Below are 25,572 nucleotides of genomic sequence, written 5' to 3' on the forward strand. Positions count from 1 at the left end.
TGGGTGAGTATCCGTTTCTTCGAGTGTTGCGGCTGGCAGTTTCGCCCTTGCGGCGAGGCACTTTTTCCACTGCGTCGTACGGTCGCTGCGCTCCCACCCCGGATCAATCCCTGCGCTCAGCCTTCCGACGGGCTCCAAAGTCAAAAGCGGACTCGAGCTTGGGCTCATTGTTTTGAGTGGTTAGAAGCGGGTGGTGTCTGGCTTTGGTTTTGTGGTGGATTCGCCACTCATCGGAACGCCGCTCGCCCAACCCTCTCCCCGAGGAGAGGGAGCTGATTTGTGGGGTGTTCAAAATATGCATTCAGCTCGGTATCGCACGTCGGCATACCTCATCCAACCAACTCGGTCGGTCCCCTCTCCCTCCGGGAGAGGGCTTGGGTGAGGGGCTGTTGATCTGCTCCAAAAGTGGGAGCGAGCCAGCTCGCGAAGCGGCCCGCCAAACCACGACAGATTCAAGCCTGCGCGCTGACCTCCCGGCGACTGACCAACCCCTCCAGCGCCCCACTCAAACTCGCGGCCTTTTCCCCGACCAGCAAATGCCAGACCCCGCCATCCAGCTGGCTGACACCCTGGCACCCGAGCTCCTTCAACTGCGCCTCGGACAATGCCTTGCCATCGGCCAGTTGCAGGCGAATGCGGGTCATGGCGATGCAGTCGAGCTGCAGCACATTGTCACTGCCGCCCAGCGCATTCAGCCATTGCTGCGCTTCACTGCTTGTAAGCGCAACTGTCTTGGGCTCATCGGTAGCAACAACGGTTTCAGCCAGAACCGCACGGCCCAGCGCCGGCATCGCCAAGCGAATTTCATCGGCGATGCTATCAGCAAGCGGCCCGACCACGACTTGCAAACTGCCGCCCTTGCCCGGACGCACCACGGCCATTGCGCCCAGCGCTTTCAGCTCGGCGTCCGAGGCCTTGTTGCGGTCGACCATCTCCAGGCGCAGTCGGGTCGTGCACGCACCGACGGTGAGCAGATTCTCGGCGCCGCCCAAGGCTTTGATATACGCACTGGCGCGTTCGGTTTCCGAGAGCACGGCTTTTTCGGCGCTGGCGACGTCTTCGCGCCCCGGCGTCTTCAGATTGAAGCGGCGGATACAGAAGTCGAAGACCAGGTAATAGATGACCGCATAAGCCAGCCCGACCGGCACCACCAGCCAGCCATTGGTCGACTTGCCCCAGCCGAGAATCATGTCGATGAAGCCACCGGAAAAGGTGAAGCCCAGATGAATATTCAAGCCGTTGGTGATCGCCATCGACAGCCCGGTCAGCAGCGCGTGCAGGAGGAACAGCAGCGGCGCGAGAAACATGAAGGCAAATTCGATCGGCTCGGTCACACCTGTCAGAAACGAGGTCAGCGCCATCGACAGGAAGATCCCGCCCATCACCTTGCGCCGCTCCGGCAGGGCGTTGCGGTACATCGCCAGGCAGGCGGCGGGCAGGCCGAAGATCATCATCGGGAACATGCCGGTCATGAACTGGCCGCCCTTCGGATCGCCGGCAAAATACCGCGACAGATCGCCCGTCACCAGCGCGCCGGTGGTCGGGTCGGTGAAATTGCCGAAGACGAACCACGCCATGTTGTTGAGGATGTGGTGCAGGCCGGTGACGATCAGCAGGCGGTTGAACACGCCGAAGACGAACGCGCCGAGGCTGCCGCTTTCCATCATCAGCGCGCCGAACGCGTTGATGCCCTGCTGGATCGGCGGCCAGATGTAGCCGAACAGCACGCCCAGACCCACCGCCGCGAACCCGGTGACGATCGGCACAAAACGCCGGCCACCGAAGAACGCCAGATACTCCGGCAGCTTGATGTCCTTGAAGCGGTTGTACAGCGCGCCGGCCATCAGGCCGCTGACGATCCCGGCGAGCATGCCCATGTTGATCGTCGAGTCGAGCACCTTGAGCGTGGAAATCATCACCAGATAACCGATCACTCCGGCGAGGCCGGCGGTGCCGTTGTTGTCTTTGGCGAAACCGACGGCGATGCCGATGGCAAAGATCATCGCCAGGTTGGCGAAGATCACTTGGCCGGCATCGTGAATGATCGCGATGTTCAACAGGTCCGTGTCGCCCAGGCGCAGCAGCAGGCCGGCAATCGGCAGGATCGCGATCGGCAGCATCAGCGCGCGGCCCAGGCGTTGCAGGCCTTCGATGAAGAGTTGGTACATGGCGTTTGTCCTTTTTGTTTTTGTTAGCGCAGAGGCCAATGTTGATGACAGGCGTGGCGAACGGCGGCGGCGCTGGACAGCTTGAGCAGGTCGCGGCTCAGGCGCTGACATTCGGCTTCATGCAACTGACGTACGCGGTCCTTGATTTCACCGATCTGCACCGGGCTCACCGACAGCTCGGTGACGCCCAGACCCACCAGCACCGGCGTGGCCAGCGGGTCGGAGGCGAGGGCGCCGCAGACACCGACCCAGCGTTTGTGCACCGCCGCGCCTTCGCAGGTCATGGCGATCAGACGCAGCAACGCGGGGTGCAGGGCATCGACCCGTGCCGCCAGCCCGGCGTGGTCGCGGTCCATGGCCAGGGTGTATTGCGACAGATCGTTGGTGCCGATCGAGAGAAAGTCGGCGTGTTCGGCCAGTTGTTCGGCTTGCAGCGCGGCGGCGGGGACTTCGATCATCACGCCGATTTCCGGGCGCTCGGCAATGCCCATTTCAAGCCGCAGTGCATCGACGCGCTGGCGGATGTGCAGCAGTTCGTCGACCTCGGTGACCATCGGCAACAGAATCCGGCAACGCGACAACGGCTTGACCTGCAGCAGCGCGCGCAGTTGCTGATCGAGAATTTCCGGGCGCGCCTGGGCCAGCCGAATGCCGCGCAGACCGAGCACCGGGTTGGCCTCGGCGGGCAGCGGCAGGTACTCGAGTTGCTTGTCGCCGCCGACGTCGATGGTGCGGATGATCACTGGCTTGTCGCCCATGGCATCGATCACCGCTTGATAGGCGCTGCGCTGTTCTTCGACGTCCGGTGCAGTCTGGCGATCGACGAAAAGAAACTCGGTGCGCAACAGGCCGACGCCATCGGCACCGTTGGCAAAAGCGTCTGTCGCTTCGTTGCTCGAGGCGACATTGGCAGCCACTTCGATGTGCACGCCATTGCGCGTTTCAGCGGGCAAATGGGCTTTGGCCTGTTGGCTGTCGCGACGCTGCTGACGCTCGATCTGCGCCTGTTGCACTTCGGCCAGGCGCTCGGCGTTTGGCGTCAATTCGAGACGACCGCCGTCAGCGTCGAGCACAACGGCCTGATTTTGTGATTGATCAAGCAATTGCGCGCCCAAAGCGACGATGCACGGCAGACCTTTGCCGCGCGCCAGAATCGCTACGTGGGAGGTCGCGCCGCCTTCGGCCATGCACAACCCGGCGACACCTTGCGCGCTGAGTTGCAGCAGATCCGATGGCGTCAGTTCGTGGGCGGCAACGATGGCGCCGGCCGGAACCTGGTATTGCCAGGCCTCGCCAAGCAGGGCGCGCAGGACGCGTTGTTTTAGATCACGCAAATCGTTGGCGCGTTCGGCCAGCAGCGGACTGCCGGTGCCTTGGAGCATGTCGCACTGCGTGTCGATCGACTGACTCCAGGCGTGCGTCGCAGCGGTGCCTTGCGCGATGAATTGCTGCGCGGCGTCGAGCAGGGCCGGGTCTTCGAGCAGCGCCATGTGTGCAGCGAAGATCGCTTCTTCGTCGGCGTTCTGGTGCTTTTTCGCCTGGGCGAGGGTGGCGGCGATTTCGCTGCGCACCGCGTTCAAGGCCGTTTCAAGAATCGGCTGCTGTTGCACTTGATCGTGATGGCCCGCATCCGCCGGCAAGGTGATCGCGTTCAAGCGAAACAACGGCCCGGCGACCAGCCCCGGCGCCGCGCAAACACCGTGCAACACGCCAGCCTCGGCCGGGCGTTTCAGCGCGGCTGTGGTGGTCGGCGCTTGCGCGTGGTGATCGTCCGGCAGCGCCGTGGCCAATGCGCTGAGCAGAGCTTGCAATGCGGCATCGGCGTCCGGCCCCTGACAACTGACCTGCACCTCATCCTGCTCACCAATCGCCAACCCCATCAAACCGATCAGACTGTTGCACGGCGCCGCTTTGCCGTTGAAGTGCAGCTGTGAGTGGCTGCTGAACCCCTGGGCGGTCTGGCGGATCAGCGCAGCGGGGCGCGCATGCAAGCCGCCGCGATGAGCGACCCGAACTTGGCCACGAACCTCTGGCCCGCCGCTTGTATCGGTATTCGCCGCCACCACATTGCGCGCGATGATGTGCAGCAACGGCTCGCCGACTTTCACCGCTTTGAGGGTGATCGGCCGCACCTGAAAATCCGCGCTGTTGGTCAGGATCAACAGGCTGACCAGGCTTTTGCAGTGCTGACCGACCTTGTCCAGGTCATAGCGCAGCAGCGGCTGACCGAGGCTGACGCGATCGCTTTCCTTGACCAGCATGGCGAAACCTTCACCGTTCAGCTCAACGGTGTCGAGGCCCAAGTGCAGGAGGATTTCCGCACCGTTGTCGGCGCGCACGGTCACCGCGTGGCTGCTGCGCGCAACGTGGATGACCACGCCGGCGCAGGGCGAATACAGCGTGTCGTTGAGCGGGTCGATGGCGATGCCGTCGCCCATCGCGCCACTGGCGAACACCGCGTCCGGGACGTTGGCGAGCGTCAGCACCGGGCCGCTGAGCGGGGCGCTGAGGGTCAGCTCTTTATTGTTGTCGGGCATGGCTGGGTCTCATCAGGTGTGCAGTCAGTCGGACTTAATGCGTGCGGGTCACTTTGCTCAAATGGCGCGGCTGATCCGGGTCCATGCCCCGCGCCACGGCCAGGCCTGCGGCCATCACGTAAAAGCTCTGGATCGCCAGAATCGGATCGAGGGCCGGGTGTTCGGCGCGAGTCAGGGTCAGGTCGCGTTCGCTGACGTCATCCGGCGCGGCGAGCAAGACCCGGGCGCCGCGCTGGCGCATTTCCGCTGCCAGACTCAGCAGGCCGGCCTGCTCGGCGCCGCGTGGGGCGAAAACCAGCAGCGGATAGTGTTCGTCGATCAGTGCCATCGGGCCGTGACGGACTTCGGCACTGCTGAACGCTTCGGCCTGAATCGCCGAGGTTTCCTTGAACTTCAGCGCCGCTTCCTGGGCAATCGCGAAACCGGCGCCACGGCCGATCACCATCAGGCGCTCGCAATCGCGCAGGGCTTCGATGGCCACGCTCCAGTTCTGTTTCGCCGCTTCGCGCAGGCCTTCTGGCAGCGCATCGTGGGCTTGCAGCAGTTCGCGGTCCTCTTTCCAGTGCGCGATCAAACGCGCGCTGGCGCTGAGGGTGGCGATAAAGCTTTTGGTCGCAGCGACGCTGCTTTCCGTCCCGGCAAGCAGCGGCAGGCTGAATTCACACGCTGCCTCCAGTGGCGAGTCGGCGGCATTGACCATCGACACACTTAGCGCGCCACGCTTGCGCAACAGGCGCAGGCTGTTGACCAGATCCGGGCTCTGCCCCGACTGCGAAAACGCAAAGGCGACCTGACCGCTGACTTTCAGTGGCGCCTGCTGCATGGTCACCACCGACATCGGCAACGAGGCCACCGGCACGCCCAGTTGCTGCATGGTCAGGTAGGCGAAGTAGCTCGCCGCGTGGTCGGAGCTGCCACGGGCGACGGTCATCGCCACTTGCGGCGGCTGCCGGCGCAGGCGCCCGGCGATCTCGATCATCGGCGCGTCGAGCTGTTGCAGTTGGGCTTGCACGGCCTCGAACGAGGACAGCGCCTCTTCAAGCATTTTTGAAGTCAATGTCTTCTCCTTCGACCATGACGGCGGTCAGTGTGAGTGAACGATCGAGCCGCACGCAGTCGGCCCAGGCGCCGGGGGCAAGGCGCCCGCGTTCGGTGATGCCGAGGTAGTCGGCGGGAAATTGCGACAGACGCTGCGAGGCTTCGGCGATCGGCAAACCGATCTTGACCAGATTGCGCAGGGCCTGATCCATGGTCAGGGTGCTGCCGGCCAGCGTGCCGTCGGGCAGACGCACGCCGCCCAGGCATTTGGTCACGGTGTGGCTGCCAAGCTTGTATTCACCGTCGGGCATGCCGGCGGCGGCGGTCGAATCGGTGACGCAATACAGGCACGGGATCGAACGCAGGGCTACGCGAATGGCGCCGGGGTGTACGTGCAGCAGATCGGGAATCAGCTCGGCGTATTTGGCGTGGGCCAGTGCTGCGCCGACGATGCCCGGCTCGCGGTGATGCAGCGGGCTCATGGCGTTGTAGAGGTGGGTGAAACTGCTGGCACCGGCAGCCAGCGCGGCGACGCCTTCCTCGTAGCTGCCGAGGGTGTGGCCGATCTGCATGCGGATGCCACGGCTGCTCAGCTCGCGAATCAATGCATCGTGACCGGCGATTTCCGGGGCAATGGTGATGACGCGGATCGGTGCCAGCGCCAGATATTCTTCGACTTCTGCCATCAACGCGGTGTGGGCGAAGTTCGGTTGAGCGCCGAGTTTTCCCGGGTTGATGTAAGGGCCTTCAAGGTGTACGCCAAGCACTCGCGCGGCGCCTTTCGGACGCTGTTTGCAGAATTCTCCTACCTCTTTCAAGACGCTGGAAATCTCCGCACTCGGCGCGGTCATGGTCGTGGCCAACAGCGAGGTGGTGCCAAAGCGCACGTGGGTTTTGCTGATGGTTTCGAAGGCTTCGGCGCCTTCCATAATGTCTTTGCCACCGCCGCCGTGCACATGCAGGTCGATGAAACCCGGCAGCAGATAGGGTAGATCGTTAGCCGCCGGATCGCAGGGCACGCCTTCGATCGACACGATCTTGCCGTGTTCGTGAATCAGCCGGCCGCGAACCCAGCCGCTGGCGGTGAGGATGTTGTCTTCGGACATTTTCGTTCTCGCTTGGGGTTGCGCTCAGCGGCGCAGCTCTGCAACAAAGTCGTAGTAGTCGTTGCGGCAATAGGTGTCGGTGACTTCGATCGGCGTGTTGTCTTCCAGATAGCCGACCCGGGTCATCAGCAGCATGGCGGTGCCGGGGGCGATGCCGACCAGTGCGGCGAATTCGTCCGAGGCGTTGATTGCCTGGATGTGCTGAAGGGCGCGGACGATCGGTTTGCCGATGCCGTCGAGGTATTCGTAAAGCGAATCGCCCACCGCTTGCGGCCTGGGCATGATCGACGCGGGCAGGGTGCTCATCTCGATCGCCATGACCGTGTCATCGGCTTTGCGCAGGCGCTTCATGCGCGCCACCTTGTCATTCGGCGACAGGCCGAGGCGGATCAGTTCTTCGTGGGTTGGCAGGGTGATCTCCCGCTCCAGCCATTTCGAGCTCGGCACGAAACCTTTCAGGCGCAGCATTTCGCTGAAGCCGGACAGACGCGACAGCGGTTGTTCCAGGCGTGGGGTGATGAACGTGCCCGAGCCTTGCAGGCGGCGGATCAGGCCTTGCTCGAGCAAGACTTCCAAAGCCTTGCGTGCGGTGACCCGGGAGATGCCGAGCTGGTCGCTGAGGTTGCGCTCGGACGGCATCGCCTGTTCGGCCTTCCACTGCCCGGCATGAATCGCCGCTTCCAGATTGCGCGCCAGTTGCAAGTACAGCGGCGTCGGCTGGGAGTCATCGGGACGTAGGGGCTGGAGGTCGTTCATGTAGGTCGTTTCCGTCGCGAGTATAGGATTGTTGTGGCTCGCTTGTGCGACGGAAGCTAATACCACTTGAATACCATGTCAACGCGATGAAATGGCGTCTAACCCAATGGATTGGCGGTTGTCAGGGGTCACTGTTTAAAGTGGTATTAGTGGTGGCCCATAAAAAGCAAAAGATCGCAGCCTGCGACAGCTTCTACAGTTGAGAGTGGTATCACCCCTGTAGGCGCTGTCGCAGGCTGCGATCTTTTGATTTATTTTTTTGCGGTGACCAGCGGTCGAGGTTACGGACGAATCTCGATCATCGTGCCGTCCGGTACCAGATTCCACACTTCACGCATGTCGACGTTGCGCATGGCGATGCAGCCGTCGGTCCAGTCGAGGGTATGGAACAACTGCTCCGGATTGTCTGCCGAATCCGGAGTGCCGTGGATCATGATCATCCCGCCGGGCTCGACACCTTCACGGCGAGCACGGGCGGCATCGCTGATGTTCGGGTAGGAGATGTGCATCGACAGGTTGAATTTGTCGCTGGTCTTGCGCCAGTCGATCCAATAGAAACCTTCGGGTGTGCGTTTGTCGCCCTCGATCAGTTTCGGGCCTTTCTTCGCACCCTTGCCCAAGGAGATGCGATAGGTCTTCAGCGGCTTGCCGTCGGCAATCAACTGCAGTTGGTGGGCCGATTTGAGTACCAGGACTTTTTCGATCAGTGGAGTGTTCGAGGGCGTCACGGTGGTCACGAATGACGCTTGCGAAACGCTGACGAACGACAGGCACAACAGGGCAAGCAACCAACGCATTGAAACGATTCCCCAAGAATGACGCAGACACATAGTGATAGATGCAGGTGTGGTTATCGGCAGGGTGCCGCGAAGCTCAAGTGATCGCCGGCTGCACCAGTGGCGGAATCGACTCCGAACGCACCGGGTAAACCTCGCTGCGCCGATCGGCAAAGAAACATTCCAGCGTGCGCCCGACCGTGCGGAAAGCCAGCTCGTCCCAGGGAATGTCGGCTTCTTCGAACAGCTGCACTTCAAGGCTTTCCGGCCCGGCCGCATACTGCAGATCGGCCAGTTCGGCGCGGAAGAACACATGCACCTGGCTGATGTGCGGCACGTCGATCAGCGTGTAGATGCTCAGGTTGCGCACCCGGGCGCAGGCTTCTTCGGCGGTTTCGCGGATGGCGGCCTGCTCGATGGTCTCGCCGTTTTCCATGAAACCGGCAGGTAGCGTCCAATAACCGAGACGCGGCTCGATGGCGCGGCGGCAGAGCAGCACTTTCTTCCCCCAGGTCGGCACGCAGCCGGCGACGATATTGGGGTTCTGGTAGTGAATGGTCTGACAGCTGTCGCAGACAAATCGCAGCCGCGAGTCGCCTTCGGGAATGCGCTGGGTGACCGGGTTACCGCAGTGGCTGCAAAATTTCATGCTCGGGTTCCTGAATGCTGCGCCTATCTTGGCGTGCAGCGGGGCCGGTCGGCAAGTTGTCGTTTCGCGACACGACGGGTTTCGGGGGCTTGGGCGCTCGCTTTGATTGGTGCATGATGCGGAGCAAGGCACCGATCGAGAACACTCATGCTGGACGAGCTACTGCATAGGGTAAGCAACCACACACCGCGCACGTTGGAGACCGACGCACGTTTCCCCGAGGCCGCCGTGCTGGTGCCGATCACCCGCAGTGACGAACCGGAACTGGTCCTGACCCTGCGCGCCAGCGGGCTTTCGACCCACGGCGGCGAGGTCGCTTTCCCCGGAGGGCGCCGCGACCCGGAAGATCCGGACCTCATATTCACCGCGCTGCGCGAAGCCGAAGAAGAGATCGGCCTGCCACCGGGTCTGGTCGAAGTCATCGGCCCGCTGAGTCCGCTGATCTCCCTGCACGGCATCAAGGTAACGCCGTATGTCGGCGTGATTCCTGACTTTGTCGAATACCAGCCCAATGATGCCGAGATCGCCGCCGTCTTCAGCGTCCCACTGGAGTTCTTCCGCAAGGACCCGCGTGAGCACACCCATCGCATCGACTATCAGGGCCGCAGTTGGTATGTGCCGAGCTATCGCTTCGGCGAGTACAAGATCTGGGGCCTGACGGCGATCATGATCGTCGAGTTGATCAACCTGCTCTATGACGCCAAAATCAGCCTGCACCGACCGCCGAAAAGCTTTATCGATACCTGAGCCGTCGTTCGAACGGCCGTGAGCCCCGAGGAAAACAAGATGAAATACCGCCTGGGCGACGCCCGTGTCGAAACCCATCCACAGAGCTGGGTCGCGCCCAATGCCGTGCTGGTGGGCAAGGTTCGCCTGGAAGAGGGCGCCAACGTCTGGTTCAACGCCGTATTGCGCGGCGACAACGAACTGATCCTCATCGGCAAGAACAGCAACGTGCAGGACGGCACGGTGATGCACACCGACATGGGCTATCCACTGACCATCGGTACCGGCGTGACCATCGGCCACAACGCGATGCTGCATGGCTGCACGGTCGGCGATTACAGCCTGATCGGCATCAACGCGGTGATCCTCAACGGCGCGAAGATCGGCAGGAACTGCATCATCGGCGCCAATTCGCTGATCGGCGAAGGCAAGGAAATTCCCGACGGTTCGCTGGTGATGGGCTCGCCGGGCAAAGTCGTACGTGAACTGACCGAGGCGCAAAAGAAGATGCTCGAAGCCAGCGCCGCGCACTATGTGCATAACTCGCAGCGTTACGCCCGCGATCTGGTCGAGCAGGAACAATGACGACTGTTGAACGACCAGTCGCCTCGCCTTGCGTGAATATCTGCGCGCTGGATGAAGATGACGTTTGTACCGGGTGCCAGCGCACGGTCGCAGAGATCACCCGCTGGGGCCGCATGAACAATGACGAGCGCCGCGTGGTGCTGGGGTTGTGTCATGAACGGGCGAAGGCGAGTGGATTGGTCTGGATGATTCCCGCGAAGTCAGGCGCCTGAACCACCGCTTTCGCGAGCAGGCTCGCTCCCACGTTGAAAATGCGTTCCACTGTGGGAGCGAGCCTGCTCGCGAAGACGTCGGGCCTGTCACAGCACCTATTGGCGCAATACCAGCGCTCAAGTAACCTGTGCGCCACATTTACAGGCCGCCCCCATGATCTTTCTCATCGCCTACATCAGCAGCGTCGTGCTGATCAACTTCGCCTTTTCCACCGCTCCGCACCTGGACATCATCTGGTCGGCCTGGGGCGGGCTGGTGTTCGTGCTGCGCGACATGGTGCAAACGCGCTTCGGTCATGGCGCGATCGTGGCGATGCTGGCGGCGCTGGTGCTTTCCTACATCACGTCCGACCCTTCCATCGCGCTGGCCAGCGCCACGGCGTTCGCGGTCTCCGAGTGCATCGACTGGCTGGTGTTCAGCATCACCAAGCGGCCGTTGCGTGATCGACTGTGGATCAGTTCGGCGCTGAGCATTCCGCTGGATACCTTCATCTTTTTCGGCATGATCGACGCCTTGACGCCGCCGGTGATCATCACTGCGCTGGCCTCCAAGTTTGCCGGCGTTACCGCGGTCTGGCTGATCATGGCCTGGCGTGATCGCAAACAGGCTGTCGCCAGCTGAAGCCAAACCCTCGGGTTCATGTAAAATGCCGCGCTTTCTCCCCATGGAAAGCGCACTCGCGTGGCTTTCCTCGATGATCCGCTTCCTTTGAGGACCTGAGATGACCCGTATCGGAACTCCATTGTCGCCAACCGCGACCCGCGTATTGCTGTGTGGCTGTGGTGAGTTGGGCAAGGAAGTGGTAATCGAACTGCAGCGCCTGGGCGTTGAAGTGATTGCCGTCGACCGCTACGCCAACGCGCCGGCCATGCAAGTCGCCCATCGCAGCCACGTGATCAACATGCTCGACGGTGCTGCTCTGCGTGCAGTGATCGAAGCCGAGAAGCCGCACTTCATCGTGCCGGAAATCGAAGCCATCGCTACCGCCACGCTGGTCGAGCTGGAAGCTGAAGGCTTCACCGTGATTCCGACCGCGCGTGCGGCGCAGCTGACCATGAACCGCGAAGGCATCCGTCGTCTGGCTGCCGAAGAGCTGGACCTGCCGACCTCGCCGTACCACTTCGCCGACACCTTCGAGGACTACAGCAAAGCCGTTCAGGACCTGGGTTTCCCTTGCGTGGTCAAGCCGGTGATGAGTTCGTCGGGCAAGGGGCAGAGCCTGCTGCGCAGCGCCGATGACGTACAGAAAGCCTGGGATTACGCGCAAGAGGGCGGTCGCGCCGGCAAAGGTCGGGTGATCATCGAAGGCTTCATCGACTTTGACTACGAAATCACCCTGCTGACCGTGCGCCACATTGGCGGCACCACGTTCTGCGCACCGGTCGGTCACCGTCAGGAGAAGGGCGACTATCAGGAATCCTGGCAGCCGCAGGCCATGAGCCCGATTGCTCTGGCTGAATCCGAGCGCGTTGCCAAAGCAGTCACTGAAGCACTGGGTGGCCGTGGTCTGTTCGGCGTCGAGCTGTTCATCAAAGATGATCAGGTGTGGTTCAGCGAAGTTTCGCCACGTCCGCATGACACCGGGCTGGTGACGCTGATCTCTCAGGACCTGTCGCAGTTCGCCCTGCATGCCCGCGCGATTCTCGGCCTGCCGGTGCCGCTGATCCGTCAGTTCGGCCCATCGGCGTCGGCAGTGATTCTGGTGGAAGGCCAGTCGACCCAGACCGCATTTGCCAACCTGGGCGCTGCGTTGAGCGAGCCGGACACGGCGCTGCGCTTGTTCGGCAAGCCAGAAGTGAATGGCCAGCGCCGCATGGGCGTGGCGCTGGCGCGGGATGAATCGATCGAGGCCGCGCGTGCCAAGGCGACCCGTGCGTCGCAGGCGGTTGTTGTCGAGCTGTAAACCGAGTTGCGGCATACATTCGCGAGCAGGCTCGCTCCCACATTTGGAATGCATTTCCCTGTGGGAGCGAGCCTGCTCGCGAAACTCTTGATCTTCTGTCAGGCAACCTGATTCAGATCGTTGTTGCGCGTCTCTTTCAAACAGAGCACCGCAATCAGACTCAACACCGCCGCCGCCGACACATACCCGCCGACATAGCTCAACCCACCCATCGCCACCAGTTTCTGCGCAAAGAACGGCGCCGCCGATGCTCCGACGATCCCTCCCAGGTTGTACGCCGCCGAAGCGCCGGTATAACGCACGTGGGTCGGAAACAGCTCAGGCAACAGCGTGCCCATCGGTGCGAATGTCACGCCCATCAAAAACAGCTCGATGCACAGAAACAGCGCCACGCCCCAGGTCGTGCCCTGCGTCAGCAACGGCTCCATCAGAAAACCGGACAGAATCGCCAGCACGCCACCGATGATCAGCACCGGTTTGCGCCCGTAACGGTCGCTGGCCCAGGCCGACAAAGGCGTCGCGGCGGCCATGAACAACACGGCAAAGCACAGCAGGCCAAGGAAAGTCTCGCGGCTGTAACCCAGCGTCGATACGCCGTAGCTCAGGGAAAACACCGTCGAGATATAGAACAGCGCATAGCAGACCACCATCGCCGCCGCCCCGAGCAGGGTCGGCGCCCAGTATTGGCTGAACAACTCGACCAGCGGCACTTTCACTCGCTCCTGACGGGCAATCGCATTGGCGAACACTGGCGTTTCATGCAATTTCAGGCGCACATACAGGCCGACCATCACCAGCGCCGCACTGAGCAGAAACGGAATGCGCCAGCCCCAACTGCGAAACTGTTCGTCATCCAGCGTCATCGCCAAGGTCAGGAACAGGCCGTTGGCCGCAAGAAAACCAATCGATGGCCCGAGCTGCGGGAACATGCCGAACCACGCGCGTTTGCCCTTCGGCGCGTTTTCCGTGGCCAGCAGCGCCGCACCACCCCATTCGCCGCCTAGGCCCAGGCCCTGACCGAAACGCAGCACGCACAGCAGAATCGGCGCCCAGGCACCAATGCTGTCGTAGCCCGGCAACACGCCAATCAAGGTGGTGCACACGCCCATCAACAGCAGCGAGGCGACCAGCGTCGATTTACGACCGATACGGTCGCCGAAGTGGCCAAACAGTGCCGAACCCAGTGGTCGGGCGAGGAAGGCGATGCCGAAAGTGAGAAAAGCGGAAAGCATCTGCGCCGTGCCGGAGGTCTGCGGAAAGAACACCGGCCCGATCACCAGTGCCGCAGCAGTGGCGTAAACGTAGAAGTCGTAGAACTCGATGGCGGTGCCGATGAAGCTTGCCGTGGCCACGCGGGTGGCGGAATTGGTCGGCTGGGCAGGCGCGGTTTCGCTGTAAGCGGTATGGGTCGTCATGCGGTGATCCCTGACAGTCATGAGCTCCAGTGGAGCGAATTATTATGGTCGAACACCCAGGGATATGGGGTAGGGCGCGAGCGCTGTTTCGAGTAGGAACAGTCGTCGGTTTGCAGCGGAAACAGTCAGGATCCGGGCAGTGCCGGGTAGGCACAGGGATCGACGGCGCTTGGGTAAGCGCCTCGATTATAGGAAGGGGGCTAACGATCAAACAAGCGCAAAAGATCGCAGCCTTCGGCAGCTCCTACATTTGGAACGAGTTCATCTGTAGGAGCTGCCGAAGGCTGCGATCTTTTGATCTTTTATCTGGCGGGCACCAAAGCAGGAGCAGAAGATGTATGCCAGATCAGCACCTTGCTCACCCGGTTCTCTTCGGTCTCGAGGATTTCCAGTCGATAACGCCCGATCTTCAGGCACACCGCGCTTTCCGGAATGGTTTCCAGCGCTTCGGTGACCAGGCCGTTGAGCGTCTTCGGCCCGTCGCTCGGCAGGTGCCAGCCCAGGCACTTGTTCAGGTCGCGGATCGATGCGGCGCCATCGATCACCATACGCCCGTCGACCTGGGGATGAATGTGCGGATTGTCGAGGCTGTGCTCGCTTTCGAATTCGCCGACGATCTCTTCGAGAATGTCTTCAAGGGTGACGATGCCCAGCACTTCGCCGTATTCATCGACGACCATGCCGAGGCGGCGTTGCTGCTTGTGGAAGTTCAGCAGTTGCAGTTGCAGCGGCGTGCTTTCCGGGACGAAGTAGGGCTCGTAGCTGGCGGCCAGCAGTGCCTCGCGGGTCAATCCACCGTTGCTGAGCAAATGGCCGATCTGGCGGGTGTTGAGCACCGCTTCGACCTGATTGATGTCACTGTGAAACACCGGCAGACGCGTGCGCTTGTTCTCGCGCAGTTGCTCGATGATCTCTTCGATCGAATCGTCGAGGTTGATGCCGTCGACGTCACTGCGCGGCACGAGAATGTCATTGACCGTGATGTTGTCCAGCGCATGAATGCCCGATACCGGATGGCTGCGGACCGGATGGTCATGATCCTCATCGTGATCGGCCGGCACCTCGTCCTCGCTCTGTTGCACCACCTGCGCCTTGCGCGTGAACGGCGTCATCAGCAAAGCGCTGACCCGGCTGAACAGCCACGCGAACGGGTAGACGATTTTCATCGGCACGGTCAGCAGGGCATCGCCGAACGCCAGCACGGCGTCCGGATAGCGCCGGGCCACGGTGCGCGGGAAATAATCGGCGAACACCAACAGGATGGCGCCGGCGCCCAGGCAGGCCGCCCACGGGCCGTTTTCTTCGCAGAGGAAAATCGCCAGCAGCGTCGCGATGATCACCGCGAGAGCGCGGCACAGGGTGTTGCAGAGGATCAGGCTGTCGAGCGGGAAGCTCAGCTTCGCCAGCGGTTTATCGCTGGCGCGCGAGGCGATACGTTGCGCAAGCAGGTGCTGCTGCGCAATTTCGACGGCGGTAAACAGCCCTGACCATAAAATCAGCAGGACAAATACCGCGAGCATCGGCCCTATGGGCAAACCGTCCATTTATGCCGCCCGTCAGATGTGCAGAATGTATTCACGAACCAGTTTGCTGCCGAAGTACGCCAGCATCAGCAGGCAGAAACCGGCGAGGGTCCAGCGAATCGCCTTGTGGCCGCGCCAGCCCAGACGGTTGCGGCCCCACAACAGCACGCTGAAGACGATCCATGCCAAGCAGGCCAGCAGGGTCTTGTGCACCAGATGCTGGGCGAACAGGTTCTCGACGAACAGCCAGCCGGAAATCAGCGACAGCGACAGCAGCGTCCAGCCGGCCCAGAGAAAGCCGAACAGCAGACTTTCCATGGTTTGCAGAGGCGGGAAGTTCTTGATCAGCCCGGACGGGTGCTTGTGCTTGAGCTGATGGTCCTGAACCAGCAGCAGCAACGCCTGGAACACGGCGATGGTGAACATGCCGTAGGCGAGGATCGACAATAGAATGTGCGCGAGGATGCCCGGCTCTTCATCGATGATCTGCACCGTGCCGGTCGGCGCGAACTGCGCCAGCAATACCGTGATCGCGCCCAGCGGGAACAGCAGCACCAGCAGGTTTTCCACCGGGATCCGTGAACAGGCGAGCAGGGTCAGGGCGATTACCGCAGCAGCGATCAGACTGGACGCACTGAAGAAGTCCAGGCCAAGACCGATCGGGGTCAATAGATGTGTAAGCAGACTGGCGCCGTGGGCGAGCACGGCGAAGACGCCGAGGCTGACCAGCAGGCGCTTGTTCGCCTTGGCGCCGGTGGCCAGGCGGGTGCTTTGATAGACGGTCGCAGCGGCATAGAGCAGGGCGGCGGCGAGGGTGGTCAGCAAACTGGGTGACAAGGGGAGCATAAATCCTGTTAGGCGAGCCCGAAAGGCGCTGAGTTTGGCATAGAACCGCCACGGCACGAAAGACTCCGCAAGCTGACGGCGAGGTGTCCGCCGGCCGCAGTCTTCGCTATAATCCGCGACCTGCCCACGCCGCAGGCTCGCCGAGCACATGTTGATTCCGGTCTGGGCCGCCATTATCCCGGTTCGTACAGGGCCTGAAAGGATCGCGCAATGTTTGAAAACTTAACCGACCGTCTCTCGCAGACGCTGCGCCATGTCACCGGCAAGGCGAAGCTGACCGAGGACAATATCAAAGACACCCTGCGTGAAGTGCGCATGGCGTTGCTCGAAGCTGACGTCGCATTGCCGGTGGTCAAGGACTTCGTCAATTCGGTCAAGGAGCGCGCTGTTGGCACCGAGGTGTCGCGCAGCCTGACGCCGGGCCAGGCGTTCGTGAAGATCGTCCAGGCCGAACTCGAAAGCCTGATGGGCGCGGCCAACGAAGACCTCAACCTGAGCGCCGTTCCGCCAGCCGTGATTCTGATGGCCGGTTTGCAGGGCGCGGGTAAAACCACCACCGCCGGCAAACTGGCGCGCTTCCTCAAAGAGCGCAAGAAGAAGTCGGTCATGGTTGTTTCGGCGGACATCTATCGTCCGGCGGCGATCAAACAGCTGGAAACCCTGGCCAACGACATCGGCGTGACGTTCTTCCCGTCCGACCTGAGCCAGAAGCCGGTCGACATCGCCAACGCGGCTATTAAAGAAGCAAAACTGAAATTCATCGACGTGGTCATCGTCGACACCGCCGGTCGTCTGCACATCGACGAAGAGATGATGGGCGAGATCAAGGTGCTGCACGCTGCGATCAACCCGGTCGAAACCCTGTTCGTGGTCGACGCCATGACCGGTCAGGACGCCGCCAACACGGCCAAGGCCTTCGGCGATGCGCTGCCGCTGACCGGTGTGATTCTGACCAAGGTCGACGGCGACGCCCGTGGCGGTGCCGCGCTGTCGGTGCGCGCCATCACCGGCAAGCCGATCAAGTTCATCGGTATGGGCGAGAAGAGCGAAGCGCTCGATCCGTTCCACCCTGAGCGTATCGCCTCGCGGATCCTCGGCATGGGCGACGTGCTCAGCCTGATCGAACAGGCCGAAGCGACGCTGGACAAGGACAAGGCCGACAAACTGGCCAAGAAGCTGAAAAAGGGCAAGGGCTTCGACCTCGAAGACTTCCGCGATCAGCTGCAACAGATGAAGAACATGGGCGGCCTCGGCGGGCTCATGGACAAGCTGCCGAGCATCGGCGGCGTCAACCTGTCGCAGATGGGCAATGCCCAGAACGCCGCAGAGAAGCAGTTCAAGCAGATGGAAGCCATCATCAATTCCATGACCCCGGCCGAGCGCCGCGACCCTGAGCTGATCAGCGGTTCGCGCAAGCGCCGGATCGCCATGGGTTCCGGCACGCAAGTGCAGGACATCGGCCGCTTGATCAAGCAGCACAAGCAGATGCAGAAGATGATGAAGAAGTTCACCGCCAAGGGCGGTATGGCAAAAATGATGCGCGGCATGGGCGGTATGTTGCCCGGCGGCGGCATGCCGAAAATGTGAGACAGGACACCAAGACTTCGCCGGTCGTCGCACCGGCGCAGACCCTGCAAGGACGCAGGATCAACAGCAAACCCGCACTCGGCGGGAGCTGACTGGCCGTTTTTATCGACGGCTCTCTATGCAAATCTGCACGGCATGCCATGGGCGCCGGAAAAAGTCATTTGCAAAAGTCCGGATATTCCTTAGAATATGCGGCCTTTCGGGCACCCATGCCCGCTGTGCATTTAGATTTGCAGCACCGACTACAGGAACGATGTTCACATGCTAACAATCCGTCTTGCCCTTGGCGGCTCCAAAAAGCGCCCGTTTTACCACCTGACCGTAACCGACTCGCGTAACCCGCGTGACGGCTCCCACAAAGAACAGGTTGGTTTCTTCAACCCTGTTGCCCGTGGTCAGGAAATCCGTCTGTCCGTGAACCAAGAGCGCGTTGCCTACTGGCTGAGCGTTGGTGCACAACCTTCTGAGCGCGTTGCTCAGTTGTTGAAGGAATCTGCCAAGGCTGCGGCCTGAGCAATATGAACGCGACGCCAGCCCCTGCCGATGATTTGATCGTTATTGGCAAAATTTATTCTGTTCATGGCGTTCGCGGCGAAGTGAAGGTTTATTCCTTTACTGATCCGACTGAAAACCTGTTGCAGTACAAAACCTGGACGCTCAAGCGCGAAGGCAATGTCAAACAGGTCGAGCTGGTCAGTGGACGCGGGAGCGACAAGTTCCTGGTCGCCAAGCTCAAGGGTCTCGATGATCGTGAAGAAGCTCGTCTTCTGGCCGGTTATGAGATCTGCGTGCCGCGCAACCTGTTCGCTGAATTGACCGAAGGCGAGTACTACTGGTACCAGCTGGAAGGTCTGAAGGTCATCGACACCCTTGGGCAACTGCTCGGGAAAATCGATCATCTTCTGGAAACCGGCGCCAATGATGTAATGGTCGTCAAGCCTTGCGCTGGCAGCCTGGATGATCGCGAACGCCTGTTGCCCTATACGGAGCAATGCGTGTTGGCCGTCGACCTGGAAGCGGGCGAGATGAAGGTGGATTGGGACGCGGACTTCTGAACGTGGCTAACTTGCGCGTAGAAGTGATCAGTCTGTTTCCCGAGATGTTTTCCGCCATTGGCGATTACGGCATCACCAGTCGTGCGGTCAAACAGGGGCTCTTGCAGCTGACCTGTTGGAATCCGCGAGATTACACGACGGATCGGCATCACACTGTGGACGATCGCCCGTTTGGCGGTGGTCCGGGCATGGTGATGAAGATCAAGCCCCTGGAAGATGCGCTGGCTCAGGCCAAGGCAGCAGCCGGGGAGGCGGCGAAGGTGATTTACCTGTCCCCCCAAGGCCGTCAACTGACTCAGTCGGCGGTACGCGAGCTGGCACAATCGGATGCATTGATCCTGATTGCCGGCCGCTACGAAGGCATTGACGAGCGCTTTATTGAGGCTCATGTCGATGAAGAGTGGTCGATTGGCGACTATGTACTGTCTGGCGGCGAGCTGCCGGCCATGGTCCTGATCGATGCGGTTACACGACTGCTGCCTGGAGCTTTAGGGCATGCGGATTCCGCTGAGGAAGATTCCTTTACGGATGGTCTGCTGGATTGCCCGCACTACACCCGACCGGAGGTGTATGCGGATCAGCGTGTTCCCGACGTGTTGCTGAGTGGCAATCACGCGCATATCCGGCGTTGGCGTTTACAGCAGTCCCTTGGTCGGACCTATGAACGACGCGCCGATCTTCTGGAAAGCCGCTCGCTTTCTGGAGAAGAGAAGAAGCTGCTCGAGGAATACATCCGCGAGCGGGACGATAGTTAACAACGTATCGATGGTAGATCGAACGATTTACCTTAGGAGCACAGCATGACCAACAAAATCATCCTTGCACTCGAAGCAGAGCAGATGACCAAAGAAATCCCTACCTTCGCCCCAGGCGACACTATTGTCGTTCAGGTGAAAGTGAAGGAAGGCGATCGTTCCCGTCTGCAAGCGTTCGAAGGCGTTGTAATCGCCAAGCGTAACCGCGGCGTGAACAGTGCGTTCACCGTTCGTAAAATCTCCAACGGTGTTGGCGTAGAACGTACTTTCCAGACCTACTCCCCGCAGATCGACAGCATGGCTGTCAAACGTCGCGGTGACGTACGTAAAGCCAAGCTGTACTACCTGCGCGACCTGTCGGGTAAAGCAGCACGCATCAAGGAAAAACTGGCTTAAGCCCAGCTTCCGATGCAGAAAAAAGCAGCCTGCGGGCTGCTTTTTTGTTGCCTGCGATTTGTGCCGCAAAGATCTTCAGTCTATCTGTGACCGAGTCGCGGCCTTCGCGAGCAGGCTCGCTCCCACAGAAGTCCGAATGTGGGGCCTGCTCGCGAATCGATCCGTCAGGCGCTGGAACCTTGCGGTTGAATCAACGCCTGCAACGTCCACCCAGCCCCCGGCTTCAACGCCGTTTCCGGTGTCACCACATGCACCCAGCCGCTGTCATCACGCATGAACAGTAGCGTCGCGCGATTGCCATGCAGCGCTTGGTAATCCTCCCAGCCAAACCCATCCGTCAAGGTTGTGCTGTACAGCTCGGCACCCTGGCCCATCTGGCCGGCCAGTTTCGAATAGGTCAGTGCCTCACTGCCCAATTGATTGCCCCGGTGTTCCAGGCTCGCCCGATGTTTATCGCTGCGGCGGCTTTCATGGCCGCTGGCCAGACCGAACAGGCGCTGATGACCGAAGTCATGACGAAAGCGCATCGCCGCCAATGTGTTCAGCTCGCCCGACGGTGACAGTGCCAGCAAATGCCCCAATCCCACCAGATCCAGATGCGCGTCGGCATGCTGCGACGCAGGATTGCCGAAATAGGTCGGCAAGCCTTCCATGCGTGCCGCGCGGATATTCTCCCAGCTCGAATCGGTCAGCAGCACGCGGCTGCCCAGCTGTTGCAGCGACTTGCCCAATTCACGGGCCGGGCCATTGGCACCAACGATAAGAAACCCGCTCGGCGCCGGTTCGGCGACCTTTAACAGCCGTGCCAGCGGTCGCGCCGTTGCGCTTTGCAAAACCACGGTGCCGATGATTACCGCAAAGGTCAGCGGCACCAGGAGCAGGGCGCCTTCATGTCCGGATTCATCCAGGCGAATCGCGAAAATCGCCGAGACAGCCGCAGCGACGATTCCGCGCGGGGCGATCCAGCACAGCAATGCTCGTTCGCGCCAGCTCAGACTGGAGCCGGCGGTGCTGAGCAAAACATTTAATGGACGGGCGATCAGCTGGATCACCAGCAGCAGAATCAACACCAGCGGTCCCAGACCGATCAACGCGTTCAGATCCAGGCGCGCCGCGAGCAGGATGAACAGTCCGGAAATCAGCAACACGCTGAGGTTTTCCTTGAAGTGCAGGATGTGCCGCACGTCCACGCCTTTCATGTTGGCCAGCCACATGCCCATCAGCGTCACCGCCAGCAGTCCGGATTCATGCATCACTTGGTTGGCACAGATGAAAATCGCCAGCACGGCTGCCAGCGAGGCCAGGTTATGCAAGTATTCCGGCAGCCACTGACGCCGGATCACTGTCCCCAGCAGCCAACCCCCGACGACACCAAACACGGCGCCGCAGAGAATCACCCCGCCGAAGGTGAGAAGACTTTGCTTGAGGCCATGGCCTTCAGCGCTGGCGATGATGAAGCTGTACACCACGACCGCGAGCAGAGCGCCGATCGGATCGATGACGATGCCTTCCCAGCGCAGGATGTTGGCAATCGACGCTTTTGGCCGCACCACCCGCAGCATCGGCACGATCACGGTCGGACCGGTGACCAGCGTCAGGCTGCCAAACAGAATTGCCAGCATCCAGTCGAAGCCGAGCAGGAAATGCGTGGCCACCGCGATGACGATCCAGGTCGAAATCGCACCGAGGGTCACCAGTCGATGGACGACGCTGCCGATCTCTTTCCATTCCGACAGGTGCAGGGTCAGGCTGCCTTCGAACAGGATCAGCGCCACTGCCAGCGACACCAGTGGCATCAGCAGCGGGCCGAACATTTCCTGCGGGTCGAGCCAACCCAGCAGCGGGCCGGCCAGAATGCCGGTCAGCAGCAGAAACAGAATGGCCGGCAGCTTCAGGCGCCATGCCAGCCACTGACAACCCAGCGCCGCCGCGCCGATCCCGCCAAATGCCAAAAGAATTTGCTGCTCGTTCATTGATGCTCCCTGTTCCTTGATCTGGCTGGCTATGAAAGACTAGCGGCCATTCCCGTCGTTCACTGTCTATTTGCGCGCAGTGTGAAAAACTGCCTCCCCCGAGCACCCATGCCTGCCATCGACCATCCGCTGATTGACCAATTCCTCGACGCTTTATGGTTGGAGAAAGGCCTGTCCGACAACACCCGCGACGCCTATCGCAGTGACCTCGCGCTGTTCAACGGCTGGTTGCAGGAGAAAAATCTCGAGCTGATCAATGCCGGTCGCGAGTTGATCCTCGATCATCTGGCGTGGCGGCTGGAGCAAAACTACAAGCCGCGCTCCACCGCGAGATTTCTCTCCGGGGTGCGTGGCTTTTATCGCTATCTGCTGCGGGAAAAACTGATCAGCGTCGACCCGACGTTACGCGTCGACATGCCGCAACTGGGTCGGCCGTTGCCCAAGTCGCTGTCGGAAGCCGATGTCGAAGCACTGCTCAAGGCGCCGGATCTGAGCGAAGCCATCGGCCAGCGCGACCGCGCGATGCTGGAAGTGCTGTACGCCTGTGGCCTGCGCGTAACCGAGCTGATCAGCCTGACGCTGGAGCAGGTCAACCTCCGCCAGGGCGTATTGCGGGTGATGGGCAAGGGCAGCAAGGAGCGTCTGGTGCCGATGGGCGAGGAGGCGATTGTCTGGGTCGAGCGCTATATGCGTGATGGTCGTGGCGAGTTGCTCGGTGGCCGCCCCAGCGATGTGCTGTTCCCCAGCCAGCGCGGCGAGCAGATGACCCGGCAGACGTTCTGGCATCGGATCAAGCATCAGGCCAAGGTCGCCGGGATCGGCAAGTCGCTGTCGCCGCACACCTTGCGCCACGCGTTTGCCACGCACCTGCTCAACCACGGCGCGGACTTGCGCGTGGTGCAGATGCTGCTCGGGCACAGCGACCTTTCCACCACCCAAATCTATACCCATGTCGCCCGCGCCCGATTGCAGGATCTGCACGCCAAGCACCACCCACGCGGCTGACACATCCCATAATGTTGAAACACTGACCTGTGGCGAGGGGATTTATCCCCGTTCGGCTGCGCAGCAGTCGCAAACCCGGCTGGCTCGATTTTGACTGAAAGATCGCGGTGGATGGTTCAGGGCTGCTTCGCAACCCATCGGGGATAAATCCCCTCGCCACAATAATGTATGTCAGTTGCACATGAGTGTGTGGCGACAGGCGCATTCGGCCCTCGTGGCCTTATGTGTTAGGCTTTGCCGGTTTGCACGATGGACGGTTATGACCCGGTGTTTCGCACGGGCGTTCTGATCGTTTCATTGGCCCGCCCTCAGGAGTACTCATGCGTCTGACCCAGATTTTCGCCGCCGCCGCCATTGCGTTGGTGAGCACCTTTGCCGTCGCCGACGACGCGGCTGACAAAGCCATTCGTCAAAGCCTGGAAAAACTCGAACTCGAGGTTCCGGTCGAAAGCATCAGTGCCAGCCCGTTGCCTGGCATGTACGAAGTCAAACTCAAAGGCAGCCGCGTGCTGTACGCCAGTGCCGATGGCCAGTACATCGTGCAGGGCAACCTGTATCAGCTCGCGAATGGCAAACCGGTCAACCTGACCGAGAAGACCGAACGCCTGGGCATTTCCAAATTGATCAACGCCATCCCGGTGGCCGAAACCGTGGTCTACCCGGCCGTGGGCGAGACCAAATCGCATATCACCGTGTTTACCGACACCACCTGCCCGTACTGCCACAAACTGCATGCCGAAGTGCCCGAGCTGAACAAGCGCGGCATCGAAGTGCGCTACGTGGCGTTCCCGCGCCAAGGCCTGAATTCTCCGGGTGACGAGCAGCTGCAAGCAGTGTGGTGCTCGAAAGACAAGAAAGCCGCGATGGACAAAATGGTCGATGGCAAGGAAATCAAGGCCGCCAAGTGCGATAACCCGGTTTCCAAACAATTCGCCCTCGGTCAGTCGATCGGCGTGAACGGTACACCGGCCATCGTTTTGGCCGACGGCCAAGTCATTCCGGGCTACCAGCCGGCGCCACAAGTCGCCAAACTGGCGCTGGGCGCGAAGTAATTCGCATCGTCACGGGCAACCGTTGACGATCGTGGTCCGGCGGCAACAGCGCCGGGCCATCAACAGAGAGCCGCGAGCACGCGGTTGTTTTCCGGCCGACCCTGTGTCGGCCGTTTCATGGGGAGTTCACAGTGAATCCGGTCAAAGTAGGCATCTGTGGGTTAGGGACCGTCGGTGGCGGTACCTTCAACGTACTTCAGCGCAACGCCGAGGAAATTGCTCGTCGTGCCGGGCGTGGAATCGAAGTGGCACAAATTGCCACGCGCACGCCAAAGCCTCAGTTCCAGACGACCGGTATTGCGATTACCAACGATGTCTTCGAAGTGGCCACGAACCCTGAGATCGACATCGTCATAGAGCTGATGGGCGGCTACACCGTTGCCCGCGAGCTGGTACTCAAGGCCATCGAGAATGGCAAGCATGTGGTCACCGCGAACAAGGCGCTGATAGCCGTTCACGGTAATGAGATTTTCGCCAAGGCACGCGAGAAAGGCGTGATCGTGGCATTCGAAGCAGCGGTGGCCGGTGGCATTCCGGTGATCAAGGCGATCCGCGAAGGCCTGTCCGCCAACCGCATCAACTGGGTTGCCGGGATCATCAACGGCACCGGCAACTTCATCCTCACCGAAATGCGCGAGAAGGGCCGTACGTTTGAAGACGTACTTGCCGAAGCGCAAGCGCTGGGTTACGCCGAAGCTGACCCGACCTTCGATGTCGAAGGCATCGATGCCGCGCACAAGCTGACCATTCTGGCGTCGATTGCCTTCGGCATTCCGCTGCAATTCGACAAGGCTTATACCGAAGGCATCACCAAACTGACCACTGCCGACGTCAACTACGCCGAAGCGCTGGGCTATCGCATCAAGCACCTCGGCGTGGCGCGCAGCACTGACGCCGGCATCGAGTTGCGCGTGCACCCGACGCTGATTCCGGCCGATCGCCTGATCGCGAACGTCAACGGCGTAATGAACGCGGTAATGGTCAACGGTGACGCCGCCGGTTCGACGCTGTTCTACGGCGCTGGCGCTGGCATGGAGCCGACCGCTTCGTCGGTGATCGCCGACCTGGTCGACGTGGTTCGCGCCATGACTTCCGACCCGGAAAACCGTGTGCCGCACCTGGCCTTCCAGCCGGACTCGCTGTCGGCGCATCCGATCCTGCCGATCGAAGCCTGCGAAAGCGCTTACTACCTGCGCATTCACGCCAAGGACCATCCGGGCGTACTGGCCCAGGTGGCGAGCATCCTGTCGGAGCGCGGCATCAATATCGAATCGATCATGCAGAAGGAAGTCGAAGAGCATGACGGTCTGGTGCCGATGATTCTGCTGACCCACCGCGTGGTCGAGCAGCGCATCAATGATGCGATCACCGCGCTGGAAGCACTGGCTGGCGTTGACGGCCCGGTTGTACGGATCCGTGTCGAACATTTGAACTAAAAAGCAGCGGCAAGCTTCGAGCGGCAAGTGGCAAGAGAGAAGCAGTCTGGCTTTTACTTGCGACTTGCAGCT

The 25,572-nt window shown here is 61.1% G+C and carries 24 protein-coding genes; 13 read left to right on the forward strand and 11 right to left on the reverse strand.

What is annotated here, in order from left to right:
• Positions 1-452: 452 nt before the first annotated feature.
• From nagE to HU724_RS05935, 7 genes are all read right to left on the reverse strand, one after another.
• Positions 453-2,168, reverse strand: a complete 1,716-nt coding sequence (gene nagE / locus HU724_RS05905; protein WP_186569426.1) for an N-acetylglucosamine-specific PTS transporter subunit IIBC — start codon at positions 2,166-2,168, stop codon at positions 453-455.
• Between the two features lie 23 nt (positions 2,169-2,191).
• The gene (gene ptsP / locus HU724_RS05910) at positions 2,192-4,705 is read right to left on the reverse strand and encodes a phosphoenolpyruvate--protein phosphotransferase (protein ID WP_186569427.1); all 2,514 of its coding nucleotides are present in this window, start codon (positions 4,703-4,705) and stop codon (positions 2,192-2,194) included.
• Positions 4,706-4,739: 34 nt separating this feature from the next.
• On the reverse strand, positions 4,740-5,762 hold the full coding sequence (locus HU724_RS05915) for an SIS domain-containing protein (RefSeq protein ID WP_125927636.1): 1,023 nt from the start codon (positions 5,760-5,762) through the stop codon (positions 4,740-4,742).
• A complete protein-coding gene (gene nagA, locus HU724_RS05920) occupies positions 5,743-6,849 on the reverse strand; it encodes an N-acetylglucosamine-6-phosphate deacetylase (protein ID WP_130888429.1) in 1,107 nt (368 codons plus the stop codon). The genes HU724_RS05915 and nagA overlap by 20 nt, the downstream gene beginning before the upstream one ends.
• A gap of 24 nt (positions 6,850-6,873) precedes the next feature.
• Positions 6,874-7,605, reverse strand: a complete 732-nt coding sequence (locus tag HU724_RS05925) for a GntR family transcriptional regulator (protein WP_122508289.1) — start codon at positions 7,603-7,605, stop codon at positions 6,874-6,876.
• 281 nt (positions 7,606-7,886) lie between these two features.
• Positions 7,887-8,402: a L,D-transpeptidase family protein gene (locus HU724_RS05930; protein WP_024011712.1), complete on the reverse strand. Its 516-nt coding sequence runs from the start codon at positions 8,400-8,402 to the stop codon at positions 7,887-7,889.
• A gap of 76 nt (positions 8,403-8,478) precedes the next feature.
• Positions 8,479-9,030, reverse strand: coding sequence for an NUDIX hydrolase (locus HU724_RS05935; protein WP_186569428.1), 552 nt, complete (start codon positions 9,028-9,030; stop codon positions 8,479-8,481).
• 147 nt (positions 9,031-9,177) lie between these two features.
• Between HU724_RS05935 and HU724_RS05940 the strand changes: the two genes are divergently transcribed.
• From HU724_RS05940 to purT, 5 genes are all read left to right on the forward strand, one after another.
• Positions 9,178-9,777, forward strand: a complete 600-nt coding sequence (locus tag HU724_RS05940) for a CoA pyrophosphatase (RefSeq protein WP_016771547.1) — start codon at positions 9,178-9,180, stop codon at positions 9,775-9,777.
• Between the two features lie 39 nt (positions 9,778-9,816).
• Entirely contained in the window at positions 9,817-10,341 is a 525-nt protein-coding gene (locus HU724_RS05945; protein WP_071174483.1) for a gamma carbonic anhydrase family protein, read from the forward strand.
• Positions 10,338-10,553, forward strand: a complete 216-nt coding sequence (locus HU724_RS05950) for a DUF1289 domain-containing protein (RefSeq protein ID WP_186569429.1) — start codon at positions 10,338-10,340, stop codon at positions 10,551-10,553. The genes HU724_RS05945 and HU724_RS05950 overlap by 4 nt, the downstream gene beginning before the upstream one ends.
• Positions 10,554-10,707: 154 nt before the next feature.
• Positions 10,708-11,175, forward strand: coding sequence for a VUT family protein (locus tag HU724_RS05955; protein WP_016771544.1), 468 nt, complete (start codon positions 10,708-10,710; stop codon positions 11,173-11,175).
• A gap of 100 nt (positions 11,176-11,275) precedes the next feature.
• A complete protein-coding gene (gene purT, locus HU724_RS05960; protein WP_186569430.1) occupies positions 11,276-12,457 on the forward strand; it encodes a formate-dependent phosphoribosylglycinamide formyltransferase in 1,182 nt (393 codons plus the stop codon).
• Between the two features lie 98 nt (positions 12,458-12,555).
• Here the strand turns inward: purT and HU724_RS05965 are convergent, their stop codons facing one another.
• The 3 genes from HU724_RS05965 to HU724_RS05975 form a co-directional block, all read right to left on the reverse strand.
• On the reverse strand, positions 12,556-13,872 hold the full coding sequence (locus tag HU724_RS05965; RefSeq protein WP_186569431.1) for an MFS transporter: 1,317 nt from the start codon (positions 13,870-13,872) through the stop codon (positions 12,556-12,558).
• A 302-nt stretch (positions 13,873-14,174) separates the two neighbouring features.
• Complete coding sequence (locus tag HU724_RS05970) at positions 14,175-15,416, reverse strand: CNNM domain-containing protein (RefSeq protein WP_186569432.1); 1,242 nt, start codon at positions 15,414-15,416, stop codon at positions 14,175-14,177.
• Between the two features lie 12 nt (positions 15,417-15,428).
• Positions 15,429-16,241, reverse strand: coding sequence for a cytochrome C assembly family protein (locus HU724_RS05975; RefSeq protein WP_016771539.1), 813 nt, complete (start codon positions 16,239-16,241; stop codon positions 15,429-15,431).
• Positions 16,242-16,451: 210 nt separating this feature from the next.
• Here HU724_RS05975 and ffh point away from each other — a divergent pair, with 210 nt between their 5' ends.
• The 5 genes from ffh (at position 16,452) to rplS (ending at position 20,034) form a co-directional block, all read left to right on the forward strand.
• A complete protein-coding gene (gene ffh, locus HU724_RS05980) occupies positions 16,452-17,828 on the forward strand; it encodes a signal recognition particle protein (protein ID WP_186569433.1) in 1,377 nt (458 codons plus the stop codon).
• Between the two features lie 261 nt (positions 17,829-18,089).
• Complete coding sequence (rpsP, locus tag HU724_RS05985) at positions 18,090-18,341, forward strand: 30S ribosomal protein S16 (RefSeq protein WP_003185073.1); 252 nt, start codon at positions 18,090-18,092, stop codon at positions 18,339-18,341.
• A 5-nt stretch (positions 18,342-18,346) separates the two neighbouring features.
• Positions 18,347-18,883: a ribosome maturation factor RimM gene (rimM, locus tag HU724_RS05990; protein WP_016771538.1), complete on the forward strand. Its 537-nt coding sequence runs from the start codon at positions 18,347-18,349 to the stop codon at positions 18,881-18,883.
• A gap of 2 nt (positions 18,884-18,885) precedes the next feature.
• Positions 18,886-19,638, forward strand: a complete 753-nt coding sequence (trmD, locus tag HU724_RS05995; protein ID WP_038860625.1) for a tRNA (guanosine(37)-N1)-methyltransferase TrmD — start codon at positions 18,886-18,888, stop codon at positions 19,636-19,638.
• Between the two features lie 45 nt (positions 19,639-19,683).
• Positions 19,684-20,034, forward strand: a complete 351-nt coding sequence (rplS, locus tag HU724_RS06000; RefSeq protein WP_003175895.1) for a 50S ribosomal protein L19 — start codon at positions 19,684-19,686, stop codon at positions 20,032-20,034.
• A 164-nt stretch (positions 20,035-20,198) separates the two neighbouring features.
• Here the strand turns inward: rplS and HU724_RS06005 are convergent, their stop codons facing one another.
• The gene (locus HU724_RS06005; RefSeq protein WP_186569434.1) at positions 20,199-22,007 is read right to left on the reverse strand and encodes a cation:proton antiporter; all 1,809 of its coding nucleotides are present in this window, start codon (positions 22,005-22,007) and stop codon (positions 20,199-20,201) included.
• 108 nt (positions 22,008-22,115) lie between these two features.
• On the opposite strand from HU724_RS06005, the gene xerD reads away from it, so the two are divergent.
• The 3 genes from xerD (at position 22,116) to HU724_RS06020 (ending at position 25,500) form a co-directional block, all read left to right on the forward strand.
• Complete coding sequence (xerD, locus tag HU724_RS06010) at positions 22,116-23,012, forward strand: site-specific tyrosine recombinase XerD (RefSeq protein ID WP_186569435.1); 897 nt, start codon at positions 22,116-22,118, stop codon at positions 23,010-23,012.
• 320 nt (positions 23,013-23,332) lie between these two features.
• The gene (gene dsbC, locus HU724_RS06015) at positions 23,333-24,064 is read left to right on the forward strand and encodes a bifunctional protein-disulfide isomerase/oxidoreductase DsbC (RefSeq protein ID WP_016771534.1); all 732 of its coding nucleotides are present in this window, start codon (positions 23,333-23,335) and stop codon (positions 24,062-24,064) included.
• Positions 24,065-24,195: 131 nt separating this feature from the next.
• Positions 24,196-25,500 carry a homoserine dehydrogenase gene (locus HU724_RS06020; RefSeq protein ID WP_024011722.1) on the forward strand — a complete coding sequence of 435 codons (1,305 nt, stop codon included), beginning with the start codon at positions 24,196-24,198 and terminating at the stop codon, positions 25,498-25,500.
• The last annotated feature ends 72 nt before the right edge of the window (positions 25,501-25,572 follow it).

This window comes from Pseudomonas iranensis, assembly GCF_014268585.2.
GTDB lineage: Bacteria > Pseudomonadota > Gammaproteobacteria > Pseudomonadales > Pseudomonadaceae > Aquipseudomonas > Aquipseudomonas iranensis.

Coding starts and splice junctions, on each gene's coding strand:
- nagE (WP_186569426.1), bottom strand. CDS start 2,168: ATGTACCAACTCTTCATCGAAGGCCTGCAACGCCTGGGCCGCGCGCTG.
- HU724_RS05925 (WP_122508289.1), bottom strand. CDS start 7,605: ATGAACGACCTCCAGCCCCTACGTCCCGATGACTCCCAGCCGACGCCG.
- HU724_RS05945 (WP_071174483.1), top strand. CDS start 9,817: ATGAAATACCGCCTGGGCGACGCCCGTGTCGAAACCCATCCACAGAGC.
- nagA (WP_130888429.1), bottom strand. CDS start 6,849: ATGTCCGAAGACAACATCCTCACCGCCAGCGGCTGGGTTCGCGGCCGG.
- rplS (WP_003175895.1), top strand. CDS start 19,684: ATGACCAACAAAATCATCCTTGCACTCGAAGCAGAGCAGATGACCAAA.
- xerD (WP_186569435.1), top strand. CDS start 22,116: ATGCCTGCCATCGACCATCCGCTGATTGACCAATTCCTCGACGCTTTA.
- HU724_RS05970 (WP_186569432.1), bottom strand. CDS start 15,416: ATGGACGGTTTGCCCATAGGGCCGATGCTCGCGGTATTTGTCCTGCTG.
- ptsP (WP_186569427.1), bottom strand. CDS start 4,705: ATGCCCGACAACAATAAAGAGCTGACCCTCAGCGCCCCGCTCAGCGGC.
- HU724_RS05930 (WP_024011712.1), bottom strand. CDS start 8,402: ATGCGTTGGTTGCTTGCCCTGTTGTGCCTGTCGTTCGTCAGCGTTTCG.
- rimM (WP_016771538.1), top strand. CDS start 18,347: ATGAACGCGACGCCAGCCCCTGCCGATGATTTGATCGTTATTGGCAAA.
- HU724_RS05935 (WP_186569428.1), bottom strand. CDS start 9,030: ATGAAATTTTGCAGCCACTGCGGTAACCCGGTCACCCAGCGCATTCCC.
- HU724_RS05950 (WP_186569429.1), top strand. CDS start 10,338: ATGACGACTGTTGAACGACCAGTCGCCTCGCCTTGCGTGAATATCTGC.
- HU724_RS05975 (WP_016771539.1), bottom strand. CDS start 16,241: ATGCTCCCCTTGTCACCCAGTTTGCTGACCACCCTCGCCGCCGCCCTG.
- rpsP (WP_003185073.1), top strand. CDS start 18,090: ATGCTAACAATCCGTCTTGCCCTTGGCGGCTCCAAAAAGCGCCCGTTT.
- dsbC (WP_016771534.1), top strand. CDS start 23,333: ATGCGTCTGACCCAGATTTTCGCCGCCGCCGCCATTGCGTTGGTGAGC.
- HU724_RS05940 (WP_016771547.1), top strand. CDS start 9,178: ATGCTGGACGAGCTACTGCATAGGGTAAGCAACCACACACCGCGCACG.
- ffh (WP_186569433.1), top strand. CDS start 16,452: ATGTTTGAAAACTTAACCGACCGTCTCTCGCAGACGCTGCGCCATGTC.
- purT (WP_186569430.1), top strand. CDS start 11,276: ATGACCCGTATCGGAACTCCATTGTCGCCAACCGCGACCCGCGTATTG.
- HU724_RS05965 (WP_186569431.1), bottom strand. CDS start 13,872: ATGACGACCCATACCGCTTACAGCGAAACCGCGCCTGCCCAGCCGACC.
- HU724_RS06005 (WP_186569434.1), bottom strand. CDS start 22,007: ATGAACGAGCAGCAAATTCTTTTGGCATTTGGCGGGATCGGCGCGGCG.
- HU724_RS05955 (WP_016771544.1), top strand. CDS start 10,708: ATGATCTTTCTCATCGCCTACATCAGCAGCGTCGTGCTGATCAACTTC.